This window comes from Arthrobacter sp. TE26545, from assembly GCF_056279005.1.
Window position 1 is genome coordinate 1,468,655 of the sequence record NZ_JBWBQM010000001.1, and the last position, 18,819, is coordinate 1,487,473.

General features: G+C 67.3%; 17 protein-coding genes and 1 pseudogene. 7 read left to right on the forward strand and 11 right to left on the reverse strand.

The window, feature by feature from the left end; translation table 11 throughout:
• Window positions 1-63: 63 nt before the first annotated feature.
• From ACZ9CK_RS06515 to ACZ9CK_RS06540, 6 genes are all read right to left on the reverse strand, one after another.
• Window positions 64-789, reverse strand: coding sequence for a Type 1 glutamine amidotransferase-like domain-containing protein (locus ACZ9CK_RS06515; RefSeq protein WP_426302961.1), 726 nt, complete (start codon window positions 787-789; stop codon window positions 64-66).
• Window positions 786-911, reverse strand: a complete 126-nt coding sequence (locus ACZ9CK_RS06520; RefSeq protein ID WP_426302962.1) for a hypothetical protein — start codon at window positions 909-911, stop codon at window positions 786-788. Before ACZ9CK_RS06520 ends, ACZ9CK_RS06515 begins: the two co-directional genes overlap by 4 nt.
• A gap of 150 nt (window positions 912-1,061) precedes the next feature.
• Window positions 1,062-3,875, reverse strand: coding sequence for an ATP-binding cassette domain-containing protein (locus tag ACZ9CK_RS06525; protein ID WP_476049560.1), 2,814 nt, complete (start codon window positions 3,873-3,875; stop codon window positions 1,062-1,064).
• Complete coding sequence (locus ACZ9CK_RS06530) at window positions 3,872-4,444, reverse strand: hypothetical protein (RefSeq protein WP_476049561.1); 573 nt, start codon at window positions 4,442-4,444, stop codon at window positions 3,872-3,874. The genes ACZ9CK_RS06525 and ACZ9CK_RS06530 overlap by 4 nt, the downstream gene beginning before the upstream one ends.
• 121 nt (window positions 4,445-4,565) lie before the next feature.
• Window positions 4,566-4,976 carry a GlcG/HbpS family heme-binding protein gene (locus ACZ9CK_RS06535; RefSeq protein WP_426302965.1) on the reverse strand — a complete coding sequence of 137 codons (411 nt, stop codon included), beginning with the start codon at window positions 4,974-4,976 and terminating at the stop codon, window positions 4,566-4,568.
• Window positions 4,977-5,012: 36 nt separating this feature from the next.
• Window positions 5,013-6,215, reverse strand: coding sequence for an MFS transporter (locus ACZ9CK_RS06540; RefSeq protein WP_476049562.1), 1,203 nt, complete (start codon window positions 6,213-6,215; stop codon window positions 5,013-5,015).
• A gap of 139 nt (window positions 6,216-6,354) precedes the next feature.
• Here ACZ9CK_RS06540 and ACZ9CK_RS06545 point away from each other — a divergent pair, with 139 nt between their 5' ends.
• Complete coding sequence (locus ACZ9CK_RS06545; protein ID WP_476049563.1) at window positions 6,355-6,702, forward strand: zinc ribbon domain-containing protein YjdM; 348 nt, start codon at window positions 6,355-6,357, stop codon at window positions 6,700-6,702.
• A gap of 1 nt (window position 6,703) precedes the next feature.
• Here ACZ9CK_RS06545 and ACZ9CK_RS06550 read toward each other — a convergent pair whose 3' ends face one another.
• From ACZ9CK_RS06550 to ACZ9CK_RS06560, 3 genes are all read right to left on the reverse strand, one after another.
• On the reverse strand, window positions 6,704-7,150 hold the full coding sequence (locus ACZ9CK_RS06550; RefSeq protein ID WP_074590495.1) for a MarR family winged helix-turn-helix transcriptional regulator: 447 nt from the start codon (window positions 7,148-7,150) through the stop codon (window positions 6,704-6,706).
• A gap of 106 nt (window positions 7,151-7,256) precedes the next feature.
• A complete protein-coding gene (locus ACZ9CK_RS06555) occupies window positions 7,257-7,904 on the reverse strand; it encodes a hypothetical protein (RefSeq protein ID WP_426302968.1) in 648 nt (215 codons plus the stop codon).
• Window positions 7,905-7,941: 37 nt separating this feature from the next.
• A complete protein-coding gene (locus ACZ9CK_RS06560; RefSeq protein ID WP_476049564.1) occupies window positions 7,942-8,889 on the reverse strand; it encodes a DNA-formamidopyrimidine glycosylase family protein in 948 nt (315 codons plus the stop codon).
• Between the two features lie 162 nt (window positions 8,890-9,051).
• On the opposite strand from ACZ9CK_RS06560, the gene gcvH reads away from it, so the two are divergent.
• From gcvH to ACZ9CK_RS06585, 5 genes are all read left to right on the forward strand, one after another.
• The gene (gene gcvH, locus ACZ9CK_RS06565) at window positions 9,052-9,438 is read left to right on the forward strand and encodes a glycine cleavage system protein GcvH (protein WP_426302970.1); all 387 of its coding nucleotides are present in this window, start codon (window positions 9,052-9,054) and stop codon (window positions 9,436-9,438) included.
• Window positions 9,439-9,570: 132 nt separating this feature from the next.
• On the forward strand, window positions 9,571-10,047 hold the full coding sequence (locus tag ACZ9CK_RS06570; RefSeq protein ID WP_426302971.1) for an FHA domain-containing protein: 477 nt from the start codon (window positions 9,571-9,573) through the stop codon (window positions 10,045-10,047).
• Window positions 10,048-10,070: 23 nt separating this feature from the next.
• Window positions 10,071-10,787 (forward strand): transcriptional regulator FtsR, encoded by a 717-nt coding sequence (gene ftsR, locus ACZ9CK_RS06575; RefSeq protein WP_426303427.1) that lies wholly within the window; start codon window positions 10,071-10,073, stop codon window positions 10,785-10,787.
• Window positions 10,787-11,290, forward strand: a complete 504-nt coding sequence (locus ACZ9CK_RS06580; protein ID WP_120520486.1) for a bifunctional nuclease family protein — start codon at window positions 10,787-10,789, stop codon at window positions 11,288-11,290. Before ftsR ends, ACZ9CK_RS06580 begins: the two co-directional genes overlap by 1 nt.
• A 238-nt stretch (window positions 11,291-11,528) precedes the next feature.
• A complete protein-coding gene (locus ACZ9CK_RS06585) occupies window positions 11,529-12,122 on the forward strand; it encodes a MerR family transcriptional regulator (protein WP_426302972.1) in 594 nt (197 codons plus the stop codon).
• Window positions 12,123-12,204: 82 nt separating this feature from the next.
• Here ACZ9CK_RS06585 and ACZ9CK_RS06590 read toward each other — a convergent pair whose 3' ends face one another.
• Entirely contained in the window at window positions 12,205-13,053 is an 849-nt protein-coding gene (locus ACZ9CK_RS06590) for a ParA family protein (protein ID WP_476049565.1), read from the reverse strand.
• A 304-nt stretch (window positions 13,054-13,357) separates the two neighbouring features.
• Between ACZ9CK_RS06590 and ACZ9CK_RS06595 the strand changes: the two genes are divergently transcribed.
• Window positions 13,358-16,753, forward strand: coding sequence for a pyruvate carboxylase (locus ACZ9CK_RS06595; protein ID WP_476049566.1), 3,396 nt, complete (start codon window positions 13,358-13,360; stop codon window positions 16,751-16,753).
• Between the two features lie 83 nt (window positions 16,754-16,836).
• Here ACZ9CK_RS06595 and ACZ9CK_RS06600 read toward each other — a convergent pair.
• Window positions 16,837-18,649, reverse strand: a pseudogene (locus tag ACZ9CK_RS06600) (AMP-dependent synthetase/ligase).
• Window positions 18,650-18,819 lie beyond the last annotated feature (170 nt).

Genomic DNA, 18,819 nt, shown 5'->3' on the forward strand with positions numbered 1-18,819 from the left:
CGGGGACCGGCTAACGGGCGCCTTCGCCGGTGGACTACAGATGCGAGGACTTCGAGGGCGCCCTCAAGTGCCGATCGTGGAGACCAGCACGCCGCCCTCGGCCGGCAGCACCCTCCAGACGCTGCCTTTGCCCTCGACCCGGAGCCCGCCATCGCCCACGATCAGGGCCGTGCGCTCGTCGATGCCGAGCCCGCCCGCGACCAGCCCGGACTCGACGGCGGCGACCAGTCGGGACAGCATGCCGCGCTCGGCCACGTGCACCTCGATGGCCACGTCGACGAGGCCGATGCCGGCCTCGATCTCCAGCTCGTCGCCTGCTTCGCCGGGGTCCTCAGGTGAGACGGCCACGCCGCCAATGCGCGAGCCGCTTCCGAGCGAGCCCTCCGCCGCGATCATCGCGCCGGCCGAGACGCCGAGATAGGGCACACCACCGGCGACCAACCGGCGCAACTCTCCGAACACCGGCTCGAGCCCGGCGCGCACGTCCTCGACGAAGCCGCCCCCCACCGCGATACCGTCGACGTCGGCGATCGCGCCGAGCCCGATCGGCTCGCCGGGCCGCCCCGCGGTCAGGTGCAACTCGATTGCGGGTCCCGTTCCGGCCTCGGCCAGGAGCTCGCCAAGCGCCGCCGCCTTCTCCTCGGCCTCGGGGTGCAGTGAGATCACGGCGACGCGCGGCCGCGCGCGGCCCGCGTGGCCCGCTCGCAGCGCCGCTTCGGCGACGAACGGCGCGTAGAGCGGGGCGTCCGCACCCGTGGTCGCGCCGCCGCCGATGAGGTGCACGCTCACGCGGCATCATCCCCAGCTGCGACGGCAAGCGATGGTGCCGCATCGCCGAACTGGTCCCAAGTGAGGATCTCGCGGCGGATCCCGTCGACGCCGGTGCCCGCGTCGTTCGCATCGAAAGTCATCCGAAGAGCCTACCCGGGTTGGAGTCTAGGCATAGACCAGGAACAGATCCGGGTCGCAGAGTACCACCCCGGGATTGAGGTTCGCTGCCCTTAGGGACAGCCGCGATAAGCAGTTGCAGTCGGCGAGGGACCCGCGATGTCCGCAGGCTCCTAGCTTTGTAGCCCCTCCCTGGCTTGAGTGGAGACGGGTTTTACCCGCCGCAGCGCGGCGAGAATGGCCCGCCCCACCACGCTGACTCCGATGATCGTGGTGACCGCACGCAGGGTGTCCCACCCCGCGGTCGAGGTCAGGAGCGAGTAGAGCAGGAAGCTGCTGAGGTTGGTGCCCAGCGGCGCACCGGGCACGTAGGAGATGCCGGTGCCGGCGCCGACAGCGAAGGGCCAGAACCACAGATTGGTGAGCAGTCCGAACACATAGGACGACACGATGCCGTAGCCGCACAGCATCCACAGTTCGGCCCTCCCTCGCACCCGGCGGGGGAGCAGACCGGCCCCGGCCCCAACCCACGCGCAGGCGAAAATCTGGAACGGCGACCACGGCCCGATGCCGCCCCACAAGGCGCTCGAGAGCGCGATGGTGGCGGCGCCCAGGAGCAGGCCGAAACGGGCGCCGAACGCGCGGCCGGCCAGGATCAGCAGGATGAAGACCGCCTCCACGCCCCCTACGCCGGTGCTCGCCACCCGCACCACGGAACCGACGGCGGCCAGCACGCCGAGCAACGCGACCGTGTGTGCGGAGCGCACCGAGCCGTCCAGGGACACCGCGATGGTGACCGCTGCGAGGGGCGCGACGGCCAGCGCCGCGTAGGGGACGGCCGCGGCGGCATCCTCCGGAAGGGCGGCAGCGAGCAGCGGCCAGCAGAAGGAAGCGAGCGCAAGCAGGTTCGCGGCCGCGAGGACCGTGAGCTCGGCAGCCCGGGGCATCCGGATGTGGCGGGACTTCTGCGCAGCCTCTGTGTCTGAAAGTTCGTCGACGGCCCATGGTCGCGGGGTGGCACTTGCTCGGGCCGCAGCCGCCGGGCGGACGGACGGTTCGGACATGTCGGAAGCCGCCGGGGCGGCTTCCGTCACGGGCGAGGGGGCGACGCCGTCGCGCATCGGGAGGATCCGGGCGCCCAGGCCGTGAGCGAAATCGAGGTCGTGGGTGGCGATCAGGACCGCCGCGCCGGCGTCAGCCGCGGCCCGCAGCGCCGCCGAGACTGCTGCGCGCGCGGCCGGATCGAGCCCCCGGGTCGGCTCATCGATGAGGAGCACGTCCGGGTTGTCGGTGGTCTGCAGTGCGATGGCAAGGATCCGGCGCTCGCCCGCCGAAAGGTCCCGGGGATGCTCGCGGCCCATGGGAATCGCGGCGTCTCCGCGCAGGCGCACCAGGCGTGCGGCCGCGCCGCCAAGAGCCACTGCCGCTCCGCCCTTTCGCTGCACCCGCCGGTCCGCCGCACGCAGCTCGGCCGCCACGGTGTCCCTCGTGAAAAGGTCGTCGGAGGCGTCCGGCACCAACGCGGTGCGGGCGGCGGCGACCCGGCCGCCGTCGCGGGTGCCCTCGCCGAGGGCCAAGGCCACGAGCAGGGACGACTTCCCGGCGCCGTTCGGCCCCACCAGCGCCACGACTTCACCGCGGTGCAGGGTCAGGGAAGCGTCGCGCACCAAAGGCTTGCCTGCGCGGTGCACCGCAAGCTGTGTCGCGGTCAGCACGGGCAGATCCTGAGCCGACTGCACGGACGACGGGCGGTCAGGGACCGGCGCCGCGGGTGAGGGCGCGTCCCTGGGCACCAGCGCGCCGTCGTCGATGGTCCACCACGCGTCGGCGACCGGGACCAGCGCTCCGGCACGGTGCTCCGCCACAATGACGCAGACACCCGCCTCGCGGGCGAGGGTGTTGAGCACCCCGATGACGCGTCCGCGCGCTTCGGTGTCAAGGTCGGCCAGCGGCTCGTCGACCAGGAGCAGGACCGGGTGCTCCACGACGGCGGCGGCGATGGCTACGAGCGTCGCCTCACCCGCCGAGAGGGTGCTGAGATTCCGGTCCAGCAGCGCCGACACCCCGATACGCTCCGCGACCTCCGACACCCGGGCCTTGGCGATGCCGGATGACGCACCGCGCAGTTCGAGGGCGAGGGCGATTTCGTCGCGGACCCGGGTGGTGGCGAACGCGGCGCGCGGGTTCTGCAGGACGACCCCGATGAGGCGGGCCGTATCGCGCGGCGGCGTGGCGGCGCGCTCCGTTCCGGCGATGATCACCGTGCCGGAGATTTCTCCGCCGTCAACATGCGAAAGGAGGCCGGCCAATCCCCGCAGGATCGTGGACTTGCCGGAGCCGGTCGGCCCCGTGATCACCGTGACTGAGCCGCTTGGCGGTGCAAGTTCGGCTATGCGGACCCGGGCGTCAGCAATCCGGAACTGTGCGTTCCGGACGCACAGCGGCGCCTTGTTGCCCCGGCCGGTGCGGCGTGCTGCCCGGCTCCCGAAGCCGCGCAGCTCCAGGGCCGCGGCGACCCTGCCTGCGTGTTCGAGGGTGCGCTCGAGCACGGGAACCAGCGCGCGGGGTCCGAAGCGTTCGCCCCGCAAGCGAAAAGCCAGCCGCACGGAGCCCACGGCCTCGGAAAGCGCCGGGAGCGCAGCCCAGGCCACCACAAGCATCCGGGCAAGGCCCTGCAAGGGGCCGCCACGGGCCAGGAGCACGAAGCCGCGGGCCACGTCCACCACGGAGTTGAGCAGGCCGAAGCCGAGGATGATGCCCGCAATCGGCAGGGCGGACAGCAGCGCCTCCCACAGGCCTTGTGCCGTTACCGGGCCGAGGACGACCACATGGGCGTACGGGGCAGGCAACTGGATCGCCGGCATGTTGAGCAATACCGTCTCGCCGGTGCTTGCCCCGTTGAAAAGGATGCGGTAGATGACCCGCGCCGCGATGAATACGACGGCGAGTGCCGCCCCTGCGCGTAACGGCGCGGGTCGAAAGGTCACGCCGTGGGTGCGGCCGGTGCGCCGTCAACCACGAAAAGCAGTTCCAGGCTCTGGCCCGGGCTGACCTTCAGGGTGGCGAGGCCTTCCTGGGCGTAGCCCCACGGACCGGAAGCCGGCTTGACCCAGAGGGACCAGTAGGCGAACGCGGCCGGCATCTTCTTGCATTCTTCCCGGTACGTGCCGCCCTTGTGGGCGATGTCGGCGTTAGCGGCGGGAACACCGTTCACGCGGCACACCACGTCCTTGGGATATGCCTCGGTGCCTTCGGTTTTCACCTTTGCCTCGTTGAGCACCTTCGAGGCGAGCGTGGGCCCGTCCACGGACACGCAAACGGGAGCCACTTCCGTGGAAGCGTCCTTCAAGGCGCTCGAATCGACGATCACCTTCACGCCGGCGCAGGGCTTCGAGGCGGCGGCGGATGAAGAGGTGGTCGAGGACGCCGTCGAGGACACGGGAGCGGAACTGGCTGACGGGCTGGCGGCCGGCGTGGAACAGGCGGCGAGGGAAAGCAGGAGACCTGCGGCGGCGAGGGAGCTCGCGGCGGCGGTACGGAACTTAGTCAAAGTCACGTGTCAAGGGTAGGACGTTGTCTGTCCGGTACCGGAGCCGTGGCGTTGTGTGACGGTATGTAGCAAAGGTCCCGGACACCTCAATGGCGTCCGGGACCTACGCACCTGGCAAACGAGGCAGCTACCCCAGCTTCGCCACCGCCGCAGCCGCGAAGGAGTGGTCCTGCTCCGGGGCGCCGCCGCCCACGCCGATCGCGCCCACCAGCCGGCCGTCGCGGTGCACGGGGACGCCCCCGGCGATGAACAGCAGCGGGCGGTCCAGGGCGGTGGCGAGGGTGTGGAAGGGGCCGTCGGGCTTCACCGCATCCACGACGTCGGCCGTCGCGGCGTTGAGCTGCACGGCCGTGTAGGCCTTGCGGGTGCTCGTCTCGCCTGAGATCAGCAGCGCCTCCTCGTCCCGGCGGAACGCCAGGAGGTGCCCGCCGGCGTCGAGCACGCTGATGCTGACGTTGACCCCTTCGGCCGCGGCAGCCTCGCGGGCCGTGGTGACGAGCAGTTCAGCGTCCGTTGCGGTCAGGTGGTGTGTGGCCATGATGTTTTCTCCTTGGATGGATAGGGCTGTGGGAAATCAGTGGACGGCGACGGCGGACTCGTCGACAGCGGCCGCCTGGGCTTCCGAAGGGCGTGCGCCCTTGGCGGTAGCCATTGCGATCACCATGACGACGAGTGCCGCGGCGGTGATGACGGTGCCGATCCAGATGGGCGAGGTGTAGCCGAGGCCCGCTGCGATGCCGAGGCCGCCGGTCCAGGCACCCAGGGCGTTGCCCACGTTGAAGGCGCCGATGTTGGCGCCCGAGGCGAGGGTGGGAGCCTGGCCCGCGTAGATCATGATGCGGCTCTGGAGGCCCGGGACCGTGCCGAAGCCGAAGCCGCCCATGAGGAACAGGGCAACGATGGTGGCCGGCTGCGATCCTGCGAACAGGCCGAACAGTCCGAGTACAACAATCAGCGCGGCGATGAAGAAGACCAGGGTTCCGTCAATGGAGCGGTCGGCGAGGCGTCCGCCCAGCCAGTTTCCGACCACCAGGCCGGCGCCGAAGAGCACCAGCAGCCACGGCACGGAGCTGGACGCGAAGCCGCTGACCTCTGTGAGGGTGTAGGCGATGTAGGTGAAAGCGCCGAACATGCCGCCGTAGGCGAGGACCGTCACGAGCAGGGAGAGCCACACCTGGCCGGAACGGAAGGCACGGAGCTCATTGCGCAGGCTGATGTGCCCGCCGGACTGGCGCAGCACGGGAACAAGGACCGCGATGCCGATGAAGGCCAGGACGCCGATGACGGAGATGGCCCAAAACGTGGCGCGCCAGCCGAACTGCTGGCCGATGAAGGTGCCGAAAGGAACGCCGAGCACGTTCGCGGCAGTGAGGCCGGTGAACATGATGGCGATGGCGCCAGCCTTCTTGGCGGGGGCCACCAGGCTGGCCGCAACCACGGAGCCGATGCCAAAGAAGGCGCCGTGGCACAGGGCGGCGATGATGCGGCCGATCATTGCCATGCTGTAGTCCCCGGCCAATGCGGTCAGCGCGTTGCCCACGATGAAGAGCACGATCAGGCTGAGCAGCACGGCCTTGCGGGGGAGCCGGGTGGTCGCAGCGGTCAGCAGCAGGGCGCCGACGACGACGCTCAAGGCGTATCCGGAAATCAGCCATCCGGCCGCGGCCTCGGTCACCGCGAAGTCCGCGGCCACCTCGGGCAGCAGGCCCATGATGACGAATTCCGTAAGGCCGATGCCGAACGCGCCGATGGCGAGTGCGAGTAGGCCGAGAGGCATGAGGGGTCTCCTGTTACACTTGAAAAGTAGTTGCAGGCGCTGGTTATTTCGCCGATGAATCAATATTTGCACACGCAAATAACAAGCGCAAGCAACTACTTTGTGAAGTGCGTCCCCGGACCCCAAGTATTCTTGGACGGTGAGTGAATCCCTGCCGCCGTGCCCCGAATGTTCCAGTGAATACGCCTACGAGATGGGCGCGCTGCTCGTCTGCCCCGAATGTGGGCACGAGTGGGAACCCGCGGCAGACGGCGAAGATTCAGCGGAGCGGCTCATCAAGGACGCGGTCGGCAATGTCCTCAACGACGGCGACACTGTCACGATCATCAAGGACCTGAAGGTCAAGGGCGGTTCCGCGCCCATCAAGGTAGGCACCAAGGTCCGCAACATCCGTCTCGTGGACGGCTTCGGCGACCACGACATCGACTGCAAGGTGGACGGCTTCGGCCCGATGCAGCTCAAGTCGAGTGTTGTGAAGAAGGCCTGAGCTACACAGCCTGCAGGGCGCCCAGCGCCCGTACCAGCGGCTCGAGTTCCGGCACCGCCTCGGCCTCTTCGAGGGCCTTTTCCAGGGCCTCGTCATGCACCGGGCGCGCGGCCAGCAGCAGCTTCTGCCCGGCGTCGGTCAGTTCGGTGTAGATCCCGCGGCGGTCGTCCGCGCAGAGAATGCGGGTGAGCAGGGCGCGGTCTTCGAGGCGGTTGACCAGGCGTGTGGTGGCGCTGCTGGACAGTGCGGTGGCCCGCGCCAGCTGCTGCATGCGCATATGCCAGCCGTCCTGCCGGCTCAGCGCGTCGAGGACGGTGTACTCCACCACCGAAAGGCCGGCGGCCGACTGCAGCGCCTTCTCCAGTGCCGTTTCGATGGTCCCGTGCAGCGCGGCAAGCGTCCGCCAGCCCTGTGCGCGGACTTCGACGGCGTCGTCCTTGATGCCCATGTTCCCGTAACTCCTGCCGATTGGGCGCGCCACCATATATGCAGCGCATGCAACTAATATTCTACGGCCAGGCGGTTCACACAGCCAGCCCGGGCAAAGGGGTGGCCTATGGCCGGTCCGGTTTTCCGTCAGGACCGTCCGCCACGCGAGGAGCCGGGTCGTCCGTGCCGACGGAGCCCGACGGCGGCTGGCTGGGTGCGGCGCGCCCGGTGTCCTTTTCTGCCTGGAGCCGGTCCCTCTCGGCCAGCTTGAGCGCCTTCATTTTCTTTCCGCGGCTGCGCCACAGTTGGATCAGGACCACCAGTGCCACCGCCGCGACGAAGCCGGCGATTGCCGCGACGAGGGAGGCCGTGCGGAAGCCGGGGGCATCGACGTCGAGCACGCGTTCCCCGGCGTGCGCGCCGTTGCTGGTGCCGAGGGCAATGGAGAGGGTCAGCAGGTTCGGGGTCGATATCGCCACGCCAAGCACCACGAGCGCGATCTTGAAGGGCCAGGTGACCTTCCTGTTCAGGCCGATCAATGCCACCAAGGCGGCGGCGAAGGTGAAGACGAAGCCGTAGAACATGCCGGCCAGGATCCCTGCGGAAATGCTGCCGTTGACCTGTTGGCCGATGGTCTGGGACCACCAGCGGGGGAGGAAAGCGGCGAGGGCGAAGTAGGAGATGACGGCGAAGACCAGCGCGACAAGGATCAGGATGATCTTTGCGCCCCAGTTGCTCTTTTTCTTAGGGGGTACTGGTGCTTGTTCAGTCATGGCACCCATCATGGCAGAACCCCATGGCGGGTCGGAGTCAGTCCTCGGCCGGTTCCTTCTCCGCACCGCCGCGTGCCGCGGGCCGTTTGAGGATCTCTCCGCCGCTCTGGCAGCCGGGACAGTATTGGAAGGACGTACCCACGTACGCGAGTTCCTGGACGGTGCTGCCGCAGACGGGGCAGCTTTCACCCGTGCGTCCGTGGACCGCCATCGACGCCTTCTTGGCGGCCTTCAGTTTGTCCGGCGCCAGCCCGTTCAATGCTTCCGTGGCGTCACCGAGCAGTGTGCGCATCGCACCATAGAGCCTGCCGAGCTCTTCGTGGTCCAGGGATGCGCCTGCGGCTAGCGGCGACAGCTTGGCGGCATGCAGGATTTCGTCGCTGTAGCCGTTGCCGATGCCGGCGATCCGTTTCTGGTCCCTGATGATGTCCTTGATCCGCTGCCGCGAGGTGAAGAAACGGGAGAACTCCTCGAGGGTGAACTCCGGGTCGAGGGCTTCCGGCCCGAGTTCGGCGACGCCGGGTACGTCCTCCGGGTCATGCACGATGAAGACGGCCAGGCCTTTCCACCTCCCCGCGTCCGTCAGGTCCACCCCGTAGTCCGTGCCGTGGTTTCTGAAGCCGAAATGGGCGGAAATGTACCCGGGAGCGGTCTTGCTCCCGGGCACCGGCTCCGGAGCGTCCTCGATCTCGGGAAGCTTTCCGGACAAACGCAGCCAGCCGGCCTTGGCGAAGCTGACCACGATGCTCAACGCGCCGCCTTCGTCCGCGTATTCGGCCGAATCGGTGGCCGCGGACGTCTGGAACACCAGGAACTTGCCGCGCCGGTGCACGCGTCTAACGGACCGCCCCACCAGCTTGTCCGGGTCGATTCCCTTGCTCTTCAAGGCAAAGACCGTGGGGAACTGGAGGCCGACCACCGTTGCGCCGGCAAGGCGCTCATCGAGATAGGCGGCCACGGCAGAGAGTTCTGGAAGTTCAGGCATGGCGATGCTCCTCCGAAGGAACCTTCCGGCAGTGCGGATCCTCTTGCGCCCAATCATCCCAGAGACCCATGGGGAGCCGGGAGGAATGTGCCTATACTTTCAGCGGCGGCTGGAAGTCTGCTCCGCCGTCGTGGTCCTCAACGTCCTGATGAAAGGCGACCCATGAGCAACATTCCTGCCGATCTCTCCTACACCGCCGAGCACGAATGGGTGGCTGCCCCCAACGCCGAAGGGATCGTCCGCATCGGCATCACCGACTTCGCGCAGGATGCCCTGGGTGACGTTGTCTACGTCCAGATGCCGGAACCCGGCACCACCATCACCGGTAACGAGGTCGTTGGCGAGGTGGAATCCACCAAGAGCGTCAGCGACATCTACGCCCCGGTGAGCGGCGAAGTCATCGCCCGCAACGACGCTCTGGACAGCGATCCGGCCCTGATCAACTCCGATCCCTACGGTGACGGCTGGCTCCTGGAGATCAAGCTGGCAGAAGCCGACGCTGTTGAGTCGCTGCTCAGTGCATCCGAGTACGAACAGCAGGTAGGCTAAAACCATCTGGTCCGACACGCCGGTTCCCCCGCAAGGGAGAACCGGCGGGGCCAGCAACCCGTTTGGCCCGGCGGAACCGGGCAGAAGCGAACCGGCGTCTGTGGGAGACGCCGGCGGATGAGGAGGATTTCCATGGTTGGCGGCGAACAGAACCCGGTCCCGGGCCGGTCCGAAGGACTGGATCAGCCGACGTCGGAGACCACCTCGATCCAGCTCACCCCCATCAGCAGCGAACCGGGCATCACTCCGAGGCTGCTTGCCGAAGAGCGCGCTGCCGTGGACGCATTGCCCCCGGGATCCGCGCTCCTGATCGCGCACAGCGGTCCGAACGCCGGCGCCCGGTTCCTTCTGGACTCGGACAGCACGACGGCGGGCCGTCACCCGGATGCCGACATCTTCCTCGACGACGTCACGGTCTCGCGCAAGCACGTCGAATTCCACCGCACCCCCGGCGGTTTCGAAGTGGTGGACACCGGCAGCCTCAACGGCACGTACGTCAATCACGACCGCGTGGACAGCGTGCAGCTGAAGAACGGCAGCGAAGTCCAGATCGGCAAGTTCCGACTCACCTTCTACCTGAGCCCTGCGCGCGCTGCAGGCCGGGCCTGAATCCGGAGTACCTGCTTGTGGCAATTGCCCAGCCGGAACGGCGTGGACCCCAGGTCCTGAACATCGGCGAGGTCCTCGCCCAGCTGAGCGACGACTTTCCCGCGATGACGGCGTCCAAGATCCGTTTCCTTGAAGAAAAGGGGCTGATCAACCCGAAGCGGACCCCCGCCGGGTACCGCCAGTACGCGGAAAGCGATGTGGAGCGCCTTCGCTTCGTCTTGGCGCTGCAACGCGACCAGTACCTGCCGCTGAAGGTCATCAAGGACTACCTCGACGCGATCGACCGCGGCGAACGGCCGGAGAACCTTCCGCCGGGGGTGACGGTTTCCCCGCGGATCGTCTCGGACGAGCTCGCGGCAGAACTCCACGGACGCGCCCGGGCGCTCAGTGAGGAACAGCTCCGCACCGAATCCGGCGCCAGCGTCCCGCTCCTTCAGTCGCTGCTGAGCTTCGGGCTGATCAGCCATGTCAACGGGAAGTTCGACGAGCACTCCCTGCAGGTGGCGCGCGCCTGCGTGCAGCTTGAAAGCCATGGCCTGGAGCCGCGGCACCTGCGCCCGTTCCAGGCTGCCGCCGAGCGCGAGTTCGGACTGGTGGAACGCGCAGTGGCGCCGCTGATGTCCCGCAAGGACGCGGCCTCGCAGTCACGGGCAGCGGAAGCGGCCCGGGAAATCAGTGAACTTTGCCTCACCCTGCACCGGGCCCTGGTGCAGGACCGGATCTCGCGCATGGAATCCTGATGATTGAAGTCGAGATTGTCGGAGTAAGGATCGAGCTCCCTTCCAACCAGCCGCTGGTCCTCCTCAAGGAGATCCAGGGGGAGCGGCACGTGCCCATCTGGATTGGTACCCCCGAGGCCAGCGCCATCGCCTTGGCACAGCAGGGCGTCGTCCCGCCGCGGCCCATGACGCATGACCTCCTCGTGGATGTCGTCGAGGCCCTCGGGCATGCGATCGTCAGCGTGAACATCGTTGCCGTGGAGGACAACATCTTCTACGGGCAGCTCCAGTTCGACGACGGCACCACTGTCAGTTCGCGGGCCTCGGATGCCCTCGCCCTCGCCCTCCGTGCGAAATGCCGCATCTGGTGTGCCGACGCCGTCATGGAAGAAGCCGGGGTCCGGATCACCGAACACGACGAAGGGGAAGAGGCAGAACCCGGCCCCAGCGTGGATGAGGAGCGCGAAATGCGCCGTTTCCGGGAGTTCCTCGACGATGTGGAACCCGAGGACTTCGAAGGCTGACGGCTTCTTAACGTTAAAGCCGAAGGTGAAAGTTTCGACACGGAGCGAAAATGCCCCAAGCGTCTTTGACCTCGGGCCTCTACACGCCTAACGTCGGAGGTATCAAGTTCCCGTTGCATGCACGGCAGGCGTAGCTCACACTGGAGAGTGCGGACGCGTTTGAAATTACACGATTGACGTTCCATTCGTGTGCTGTGGATGCGCCATCCCCAGGGGAACTTCGGACAAGGAGGGTCACGTGAGTCCCAAAGGCGAAGCAGGCGAGCTGAAGCAGGCCTCGAATGGTGTTGCTGCGCCCGCTAGCGGTGCCCAGGGTCTTCTTTTCACCGAGGACCTGCCGGTCCTCGACGAAGACGCCGGCTATCGTGGCCCCACCGCGTGCAAGGCTGCGGGTATCACCTATCGCCAGCTCGACTACTGGGCGCGCACAGGCCTGGTCGAGCCCGCCGTGCGCGGCGCCGCCGGCTCAGGTTCGCAGCGGCTCTATGGTTTCCGCGACATCCTGGTCCTGAAAGTCGTCAAGCGCCTCCTGGATACCGGCGTATCCCTCCAGCAGATCCGTACAGCCGTCGAACACCTGCGTGAGCGCGGCGTCGAGGACCTGGCACAGATCACCCTGATGAGCGACGGCGCAAGTGTCTACGAATGTACCTCCGCCGACGAAGTGATCGACCTCGTCCAGGGCGGACAGGGCGTCTTCGGTATCGCCGTCGGACGCGTGTGGCGCGAAGTGGAAGGCAGTCTCGCCCAGCTCCCCAGCGAACACGCCGCGGAGCAGACCTTCCCGGACGATGAACTCAGCAAGCGGCGCTCGGCCCGCCGCACCGGCTAGCCCGGAGTAACAGCAGACAACAGGAAAGCCGCCTTCCACTGGAGGGCGGCTTTCCTGGTCTGTGCGTTCGGTCTGTGGCGTTTCAGCGGCGGCGTTCGCGCAGGCCGTTCGACGGTGACTGGCCGTTCGAGGCCAGCAGGTTCTCCAGCAGCGCGTCAAAGAGCTTCGCGGTGCCCTTGGCGGAATCGCCGGGCCAGTGGTGCACGGCATGCGCGGCGCCCTGGATCTGCTGCCAGTTCGCCTGCTCGGGGATGTGCGGGGACAGGAGGAGCTCGCCGAACATCGATTCCATCTCGGCGAGGCGGAAGCCGTGCTCCGAAGATCCGCTTCGCACCCGGTTGGCCACGATGCCCGCCGGTGCCAGTTGTGGGGCGAACTCCTTGCGGAAGAGCTGGATGGCACGCATGGTCCGTTCGGTGCCGGCCACGGAGAAGAGGCCTGGCTCTGCCACCAGGACCACACGGTTGCTGGCGTTCCACGCCATGCGGGTAAGCCCGTTCAGCGATGGCGGGCAGTCCACCAGGACGAGTTCGTAGGAACCGGCGCCGGCGAGCACTGCCGAAAGGCGGCGGAGGTCGCGGCGGCCGAGGTCGGGGCGGTCGTAGATGCCAGTGAATGCGGAGCCGACGGCGACATCCAGGACGGCGTGGCCGTTTCCGGCGGCGGAGCCTGCGCCGTCCGGGATCTGGCTGATCCAGCCGCTCGCCGCAACGTTCTCGCTCAGGCGGGCCTTGCGGGGGTTTTTGAGCATACGTCCGATGTCGAGCTGCTCGGCGGGCTGGACGCCCAGTGCGGTGGTTGCGTCCGCGTGCGGATCGAGGTCCACGACAAGGGTGGGAATGCCGGCAGCCAGCGCCGCCGATGCCAGTCCCGTCGTCACGGATGTCTTGCCCACGCCACCCTTGAGGCTGCTGATGCTGACTACTTGCACTTGAAAACCCAAAACCTAACGCCGGTTGCCGTGTAGCTGTGGAGAGTGTTCCGGCCCGGCCGGAACAGGGGCCTGGCTCACGCCCCAGAACATTCTATGTTGACCGGCGGGGGATTCACGGTTTCACCGTTCCGGGCGCCGGCCGTGGCCCGTTCATTAGCACGTTGGAGCGTCTTGCCGGCGAAGGTGAACTTCACGTGACGGCGGTCATTGTGACGGTCGACACAAAGATTTGTGTTTATCCGGGCCGTTCTTACACACTGTGACCACCGACCGGTTACACCCGCAATGATGCAGGAGAAGTATGTTTTCCAAAATTCTGGTGGCCAATCGCGGCGAAATCGCGATCCGTGCCTTTCGCGCAGGCTATGAGCTGGGCGCCAAGACTGTAGCGGTTTTCCCCCATGAGGATCGCAACTCGATCCACCGGCAGAAAGCCGACGAGGCCTACCTTATTGGTGAAGAGGGCCATCCGGTCCGTGCTTACCTGGACGTTGCAGAGGTCGTCAGGGTTGCCAAGGAAGCCGGTGCAGACGCGATCTACCCCGGCTACGGCTTCCTTTCCGAGAACCCGGACCTCGCCCGCGCCGCCAAGGCCGAGGGCATCACCTTCGTCGGCCCGCCCGCCGAGGTCCTGGAGCTCGCGGGCAACAAGGTGGCCGCCCTCGAAGCCGCCCGCAAGGCCGGTGTTCCGGTCCTCAAGTCCAGCGCCCCGTCCCGCGACATCGATGAACTGATCGCCGCCGCGGACGAGATCGGCTTCCCGATCTTCGCCAAGGCCGTTGCCGGTGGCGGCGGACGCGGCATGCGCCGCGTGGACACCCGCGAAGCCCTCCCCGAGGCCCTGCAGTCCGCCATGCGCGAGGCTGACGCCGCCTTCGGCGACCCCACGATGTTCCTGGAACAGGCCGTGCTGCGCCCGCGCCACATCGAAGTCCAGATCCTCGCGGATGGCCAGGGCAACGTCATGCACCTCTTCGAACGTGACTGTTCGCTGCAGCGCCGCCACCAGAAAGTCATCGAGATCGCGCCCGCCCCGCAGTTGGATGAATCCATCCGCCAGGCGCTCTACCGTGACGCCGTCGCCTTCGCCAAGGCGCTCAACTACGTCAACGCGGGCACCGTCGAGTTCCTCGTCGACACTGTCGGTGAGCGCGCCGGCCAGCACGTCTTCATCGAGATGAACCCGCGCATCCAGGTGGAGCACACGGTCACCGAGGAAATCACGGACGTGGACCTCGTCCAGGCCCAGATGCGCATCGCCGCCGGGGAGACCCTCGCGGACCTCGGCCTCAGCCAGGAGACCGTCTCCATCAAGGGTGCCGCGCTGCAGTGCCGCATCACCACGGAAGACCCGGCCAACGGCTTCCGTCCCGACGTCGGAAAGATCACCGGTTACCGTTCCGCCGGTGGCGCCGGTGTACGGCTCGACGGCGGCACCGTGTACTCGGGTGCCGAGATCAGCCCCCACTTCGACTCCATGCTGGTGAAGCTCACCTGCCGCGGCCGCGATTACCCTGCCGCGGTTGCCCGTGCCCGCCGTGCCCTGGCAGAGTTCCGCATCCGTGGCGTGTCGACCAACATCCCCTTCCTGCAGGCCGTCCTGGACGACCCGGACTTCGTTGCCGGAAACGTCGCCACGTCCTTCATCGATGAGCGTCCCGAGCTGCTTAAGTCGCGCAGTTCCGCAGACCGCGGCACCAAGCTGCTGACCTGGCTGGCCGAGGTCACCGTCAACAAGCCCAACGGCGAGCTCAAAGTCCATTCGGATCCCGCCGCGAAGCTGCCCTCCGTCGCAGGCAAGGCTGTCCCGTCCGGCTCCCGCCAGAAGCTGCTGGAACTCGGACCGGAAGGCTTCGCCAAGGCACTCCGCGAACAGACCGCCGTCGCAGTCACGGACACCACCTTCCGCGACGCCCACCAGTCCCTGCTGGCCACCCGCGTCCGCACCCGCGACCTCGTGGCGGCCGCTCCCGCGGTGGCCGCCCTGACGCCGCAGCTGCTCTCCGTTGAGGCCTGGGGCGGCGCCACCTACGACGTCGCGCTGCGCTTCCTCGGTGAAGACCCGTGGGACCGCCTTGCCGCGCTGCGCAAGGCCCTGCCCAACGTCTGCCTCCAGATGCTGCTCCGCGGCCGCAACACGGTGGGCTACACCCCGTACCCGGAGGAAGTCACCGAGGCCTTCGTCAACGAGGCTGCAGCTACCGGCATCGATATCTTCCGCATCTTCGACGCCCTGAACGACGTCAACCAGATGGCCCCGGCCATCCGCGCGGTCCGGGCCACCGGCACCGCCGTCGCCGAGGTCGCCCTCTGCTACACGGGCGACATGCTGGATCCGGAGGAGAACCTCTACACGCTCGACTACTACCTCGAGCTGGCACAGCGCATCGTGGACGCCGGCGCGCACATCCTCGCCATCAAGGACATGGCCGGCCTGCTGCGCCCCGCCGCGGCTGCCAAGCTGGTCTCGGCCCTGCGCGAGCGTTTCGACCTGCCGGTGCACCTGCACACCCACGACACCGCGGGCGGCCAGCTGGCCACCCTGCTGGCCGCCGTGGACGCAGGGGTCGACGCCGTCGACGCCGCCTCCGCCTCGCTCGCCGGAACCACCAGCCAGCCTTCCGCTTCCGCGCTCGTGGCCGCCCTGGCCCACACGCCGCGGGACACCGGCCTGGACCTGGCCGCCGTCAGCGCGATGGAACCCTACTGGGAAGCCGTGCGCCGGGTCTACGCACCATTCGAGTCCGGCCTTCCGGGCCCGACCGGCCGCGTGTACCAGCACGAGATCCCCGGCGGGCAACTGTCCAACCTGCGCCAGCAGGCCATCGCCTTGGGCCTTGGCGAGCAGTTCGAAGCCATCGAGGACATGTACACGGCTGCGGACCGTATCCTGGGCCGCCTGGTCAAGGTCACGCCGTCCTCGAAGGTCGTGGGCGATCTTGCCCTGCACCTGGTGGGCCTCAACGCCGATCCGGCGGATTTCAACGAGAACCCGCAGAACTACGACATCCCGGACTCGGTCATCGGCTTCCTGTCCGGCGAACTGGGCGATCCTCCCGGAGGCTGGCCGGAGCCGTTCCGCACCAAGGCCCTTCAGGGCCGCAGCATCAAGGTGCGGGACGTGGACCTGAGCGCCGAAGACAGCGCCGCGCTCAAGGCCGATTCCGCCACCCGCCGGCAGACCCTGAACCGCCTGCTCTTCGCCGGTCCCACCAAGGACTACCTCAAGAGCGTCGAAAGCTACGGCAACATCTCCGTCCTCGATACCCGCGATTACCTGTACGGCCTCCAGCGGGGCGCCGAACACGTGATCGAACTCGAGAAGGGCGTCCGCCTGATCGCCTCCCTCGAAGCGGTGTCCGAAGCCGACGAGAAGGGCATGCGCACCGTCATGTGCAAGCTCAACGGGCAGTCCCGCCCGGTGGTCGTGCGCGACAAGTCCGTGGTCAGCAACGTCAAGACCGCCGAGAAGGCCGATCCTTCCCAGCCGGGCCAGGTGGCCGCACCGTTCGCCGGTGCCGTGACTGTGACCGTCAAGGTGGGCGACGCCGTCAACGCCGGCGACACCGTTGCCACGATCGAGGCAATGAAGATGGAAGCCTCCATCACGACGCCGGTGGCCGGCCAGGTCTCGCGACTGGCCATCAACGCCATCGAACAGGTGCAGGGCGGTGACCTGCTGATCGTTGTTGAGTAAGACGGTCGAATAGTTCGCCAGACAGCAAACAAAAGGAGGCCCGGGCAAAAGCCCGGGCCTCCTTTCCTGCCTTGGAGGAAAAGTCAGGAACTCTTCGGTGCCGCGTACATCTCCTCGATGACTGTCTCGAAGTCCTTCATCACCTGGGCGCGCTTGACCTTCATGGACGGCGTCAGGTGGCCGGAGGCTTCGGTGAAGTCCGAGTCGACGATCCGGAAGGACTTGATGGACTCGGCCTGGGAAACTGACTGGTTGGCCTTGCTGATCAGCTCCTGCACCGCCGCCCGCACCACCGGGTTGCCGGCGGCCTCCTGCACACTGGTGCCGGCGGGCAGGCCATGGCGCTCCAACCAGCCGGGAAGGGCTTCCTCGTCCAGGGTCACCAGGGCGCCGATGAAGGGCCGGTTGTCGCCGAGGACCAGGACCTGGGAGACGAGGGCGTCGGCGCGGATCTGGTCTTCCAGGAGCGCTGGGACCACGTTCTTGCCGCCGGCGGTAACGATGATTTCCTTCTTGCGGCCGGTGATCTTCAGGAAGCCCTGGGCGTCCAGTTCGCCGATGTCACCGGTGCGGAACCAGCCGTCCACGAAGGTCTCGGCAAGCAGGTCGTCCCGCTTGTAGTAGCCCTTCATGACGCAGACGCCCTTGGCGAGGATCTCGCCGTCGTCCGCGATCCTGACTGCATTGCCCGGCAGGGGAGCGCCTACGGTGCCGATCTTGATCAGCGAGGGGGTGTTCACGGAGACCGGGGCAGTGGTTTCCGTCAGGCCGTAGCCTTCGAGGATCTGCAGCCCGATGCCCTGGAAGAAGTGCCCCAGCCGTTCGCCCAGGGGGCCGCCGCCGGAAACAGCGTGGGAAACCTGCCCGCCCATGGCTGCCCGGAGCTTGCCGTAGACGAGACGGTCGAACAGCGCGTGCTTGAGCCGCAGGCCAAGGCCAATGGAACCGCTTTGGCGCGCCTTCGAGTAGGCGATCGCGGTATCCGCTGCCTTGTGGAAGATGCCGCCCTTGCCGCCGTCCTCGGCCTTGCTGAGCGCCGAGTTGTAGACCTTCTCGAAGACGCGCGGCACGGCCAGGATGAAGGATGGCTTGAAGCTCTGGAGGTCGGCCAGCAGGTGCTTGATGTCCGGGGTGTGGGCCACCTGCGCGCCGGCCGCGACGGCCAGGACCGAGATGAAGCGGGCGAACACGTGGGCGAGCGGCAAGAACATGATGGTCCGGGCGTGCTCGTTCACCACATCGCCAAGGGAGGCCAGGGCGTTTTCGGACAGTTCCACGAAGTTGCCGTGCGTCAGTTCGCAGCCCTTCGGCCGGCCGGTGGTGCCCGAGGTGTAGATGATGGTGGCGGTGTCCGCGAGGACTGCCTTGCTGCGGCGGGCTTCGAGTTCCTCGTCTCTGACTCCGCTGCCGGCGCTGCGCAGCAGGTCGAGCCCGCCGCCTTCGAGCTGCCAAACGTTGGCCACGGTGCCAAGGTCCTGTCCGGCCACTGCCTGACGGATGATGTCCTCGTGGTGGGCGGCCTCGGCGAAGGCTGCCACGGCGCCCGAATCCCCGAGGTTCCAGGCCACCTGCGAGGGGGACGAGGTTTCGTAGATCGGAACCGAGATGCCGCCGGGCGAACCAGATGGCGAAGTCCACCAGGGTCCATTCGTAGCGGGTCCGGGACATGATGCCCACACGGTCGCCCGGCTGCACGCCGTTGGCGATCAGGCCCTTCGCCAGCGCGGACACATCCGCGAGGAATTCGCGGGCATGGATGTCCTGCCACTGGCCGGCGCCGTTCAGTTTGGCGAAGAGCGCAGGGTTGGAGGACTTGTTTGCCTGCCGGATCACGAGGTCCGTGATATTGGTTTCAGGGGCAACATTCACAAGGGGCGGAACAATGACTTCACGCACGATAGCTCCTTTGATATCAACAGACCAATGCAGGGCTGCTCTAACTCTAATACGCCCGCTGTTGGGGGTGTGTCGGAGTTCACCTACTGGCGAGTAACTTTACGGTGAAGCCCGGAAATCCGCCAATGCGAGGGCATTTCGAAGTGTTGCTTCCGTGCCGCCTGATCCCT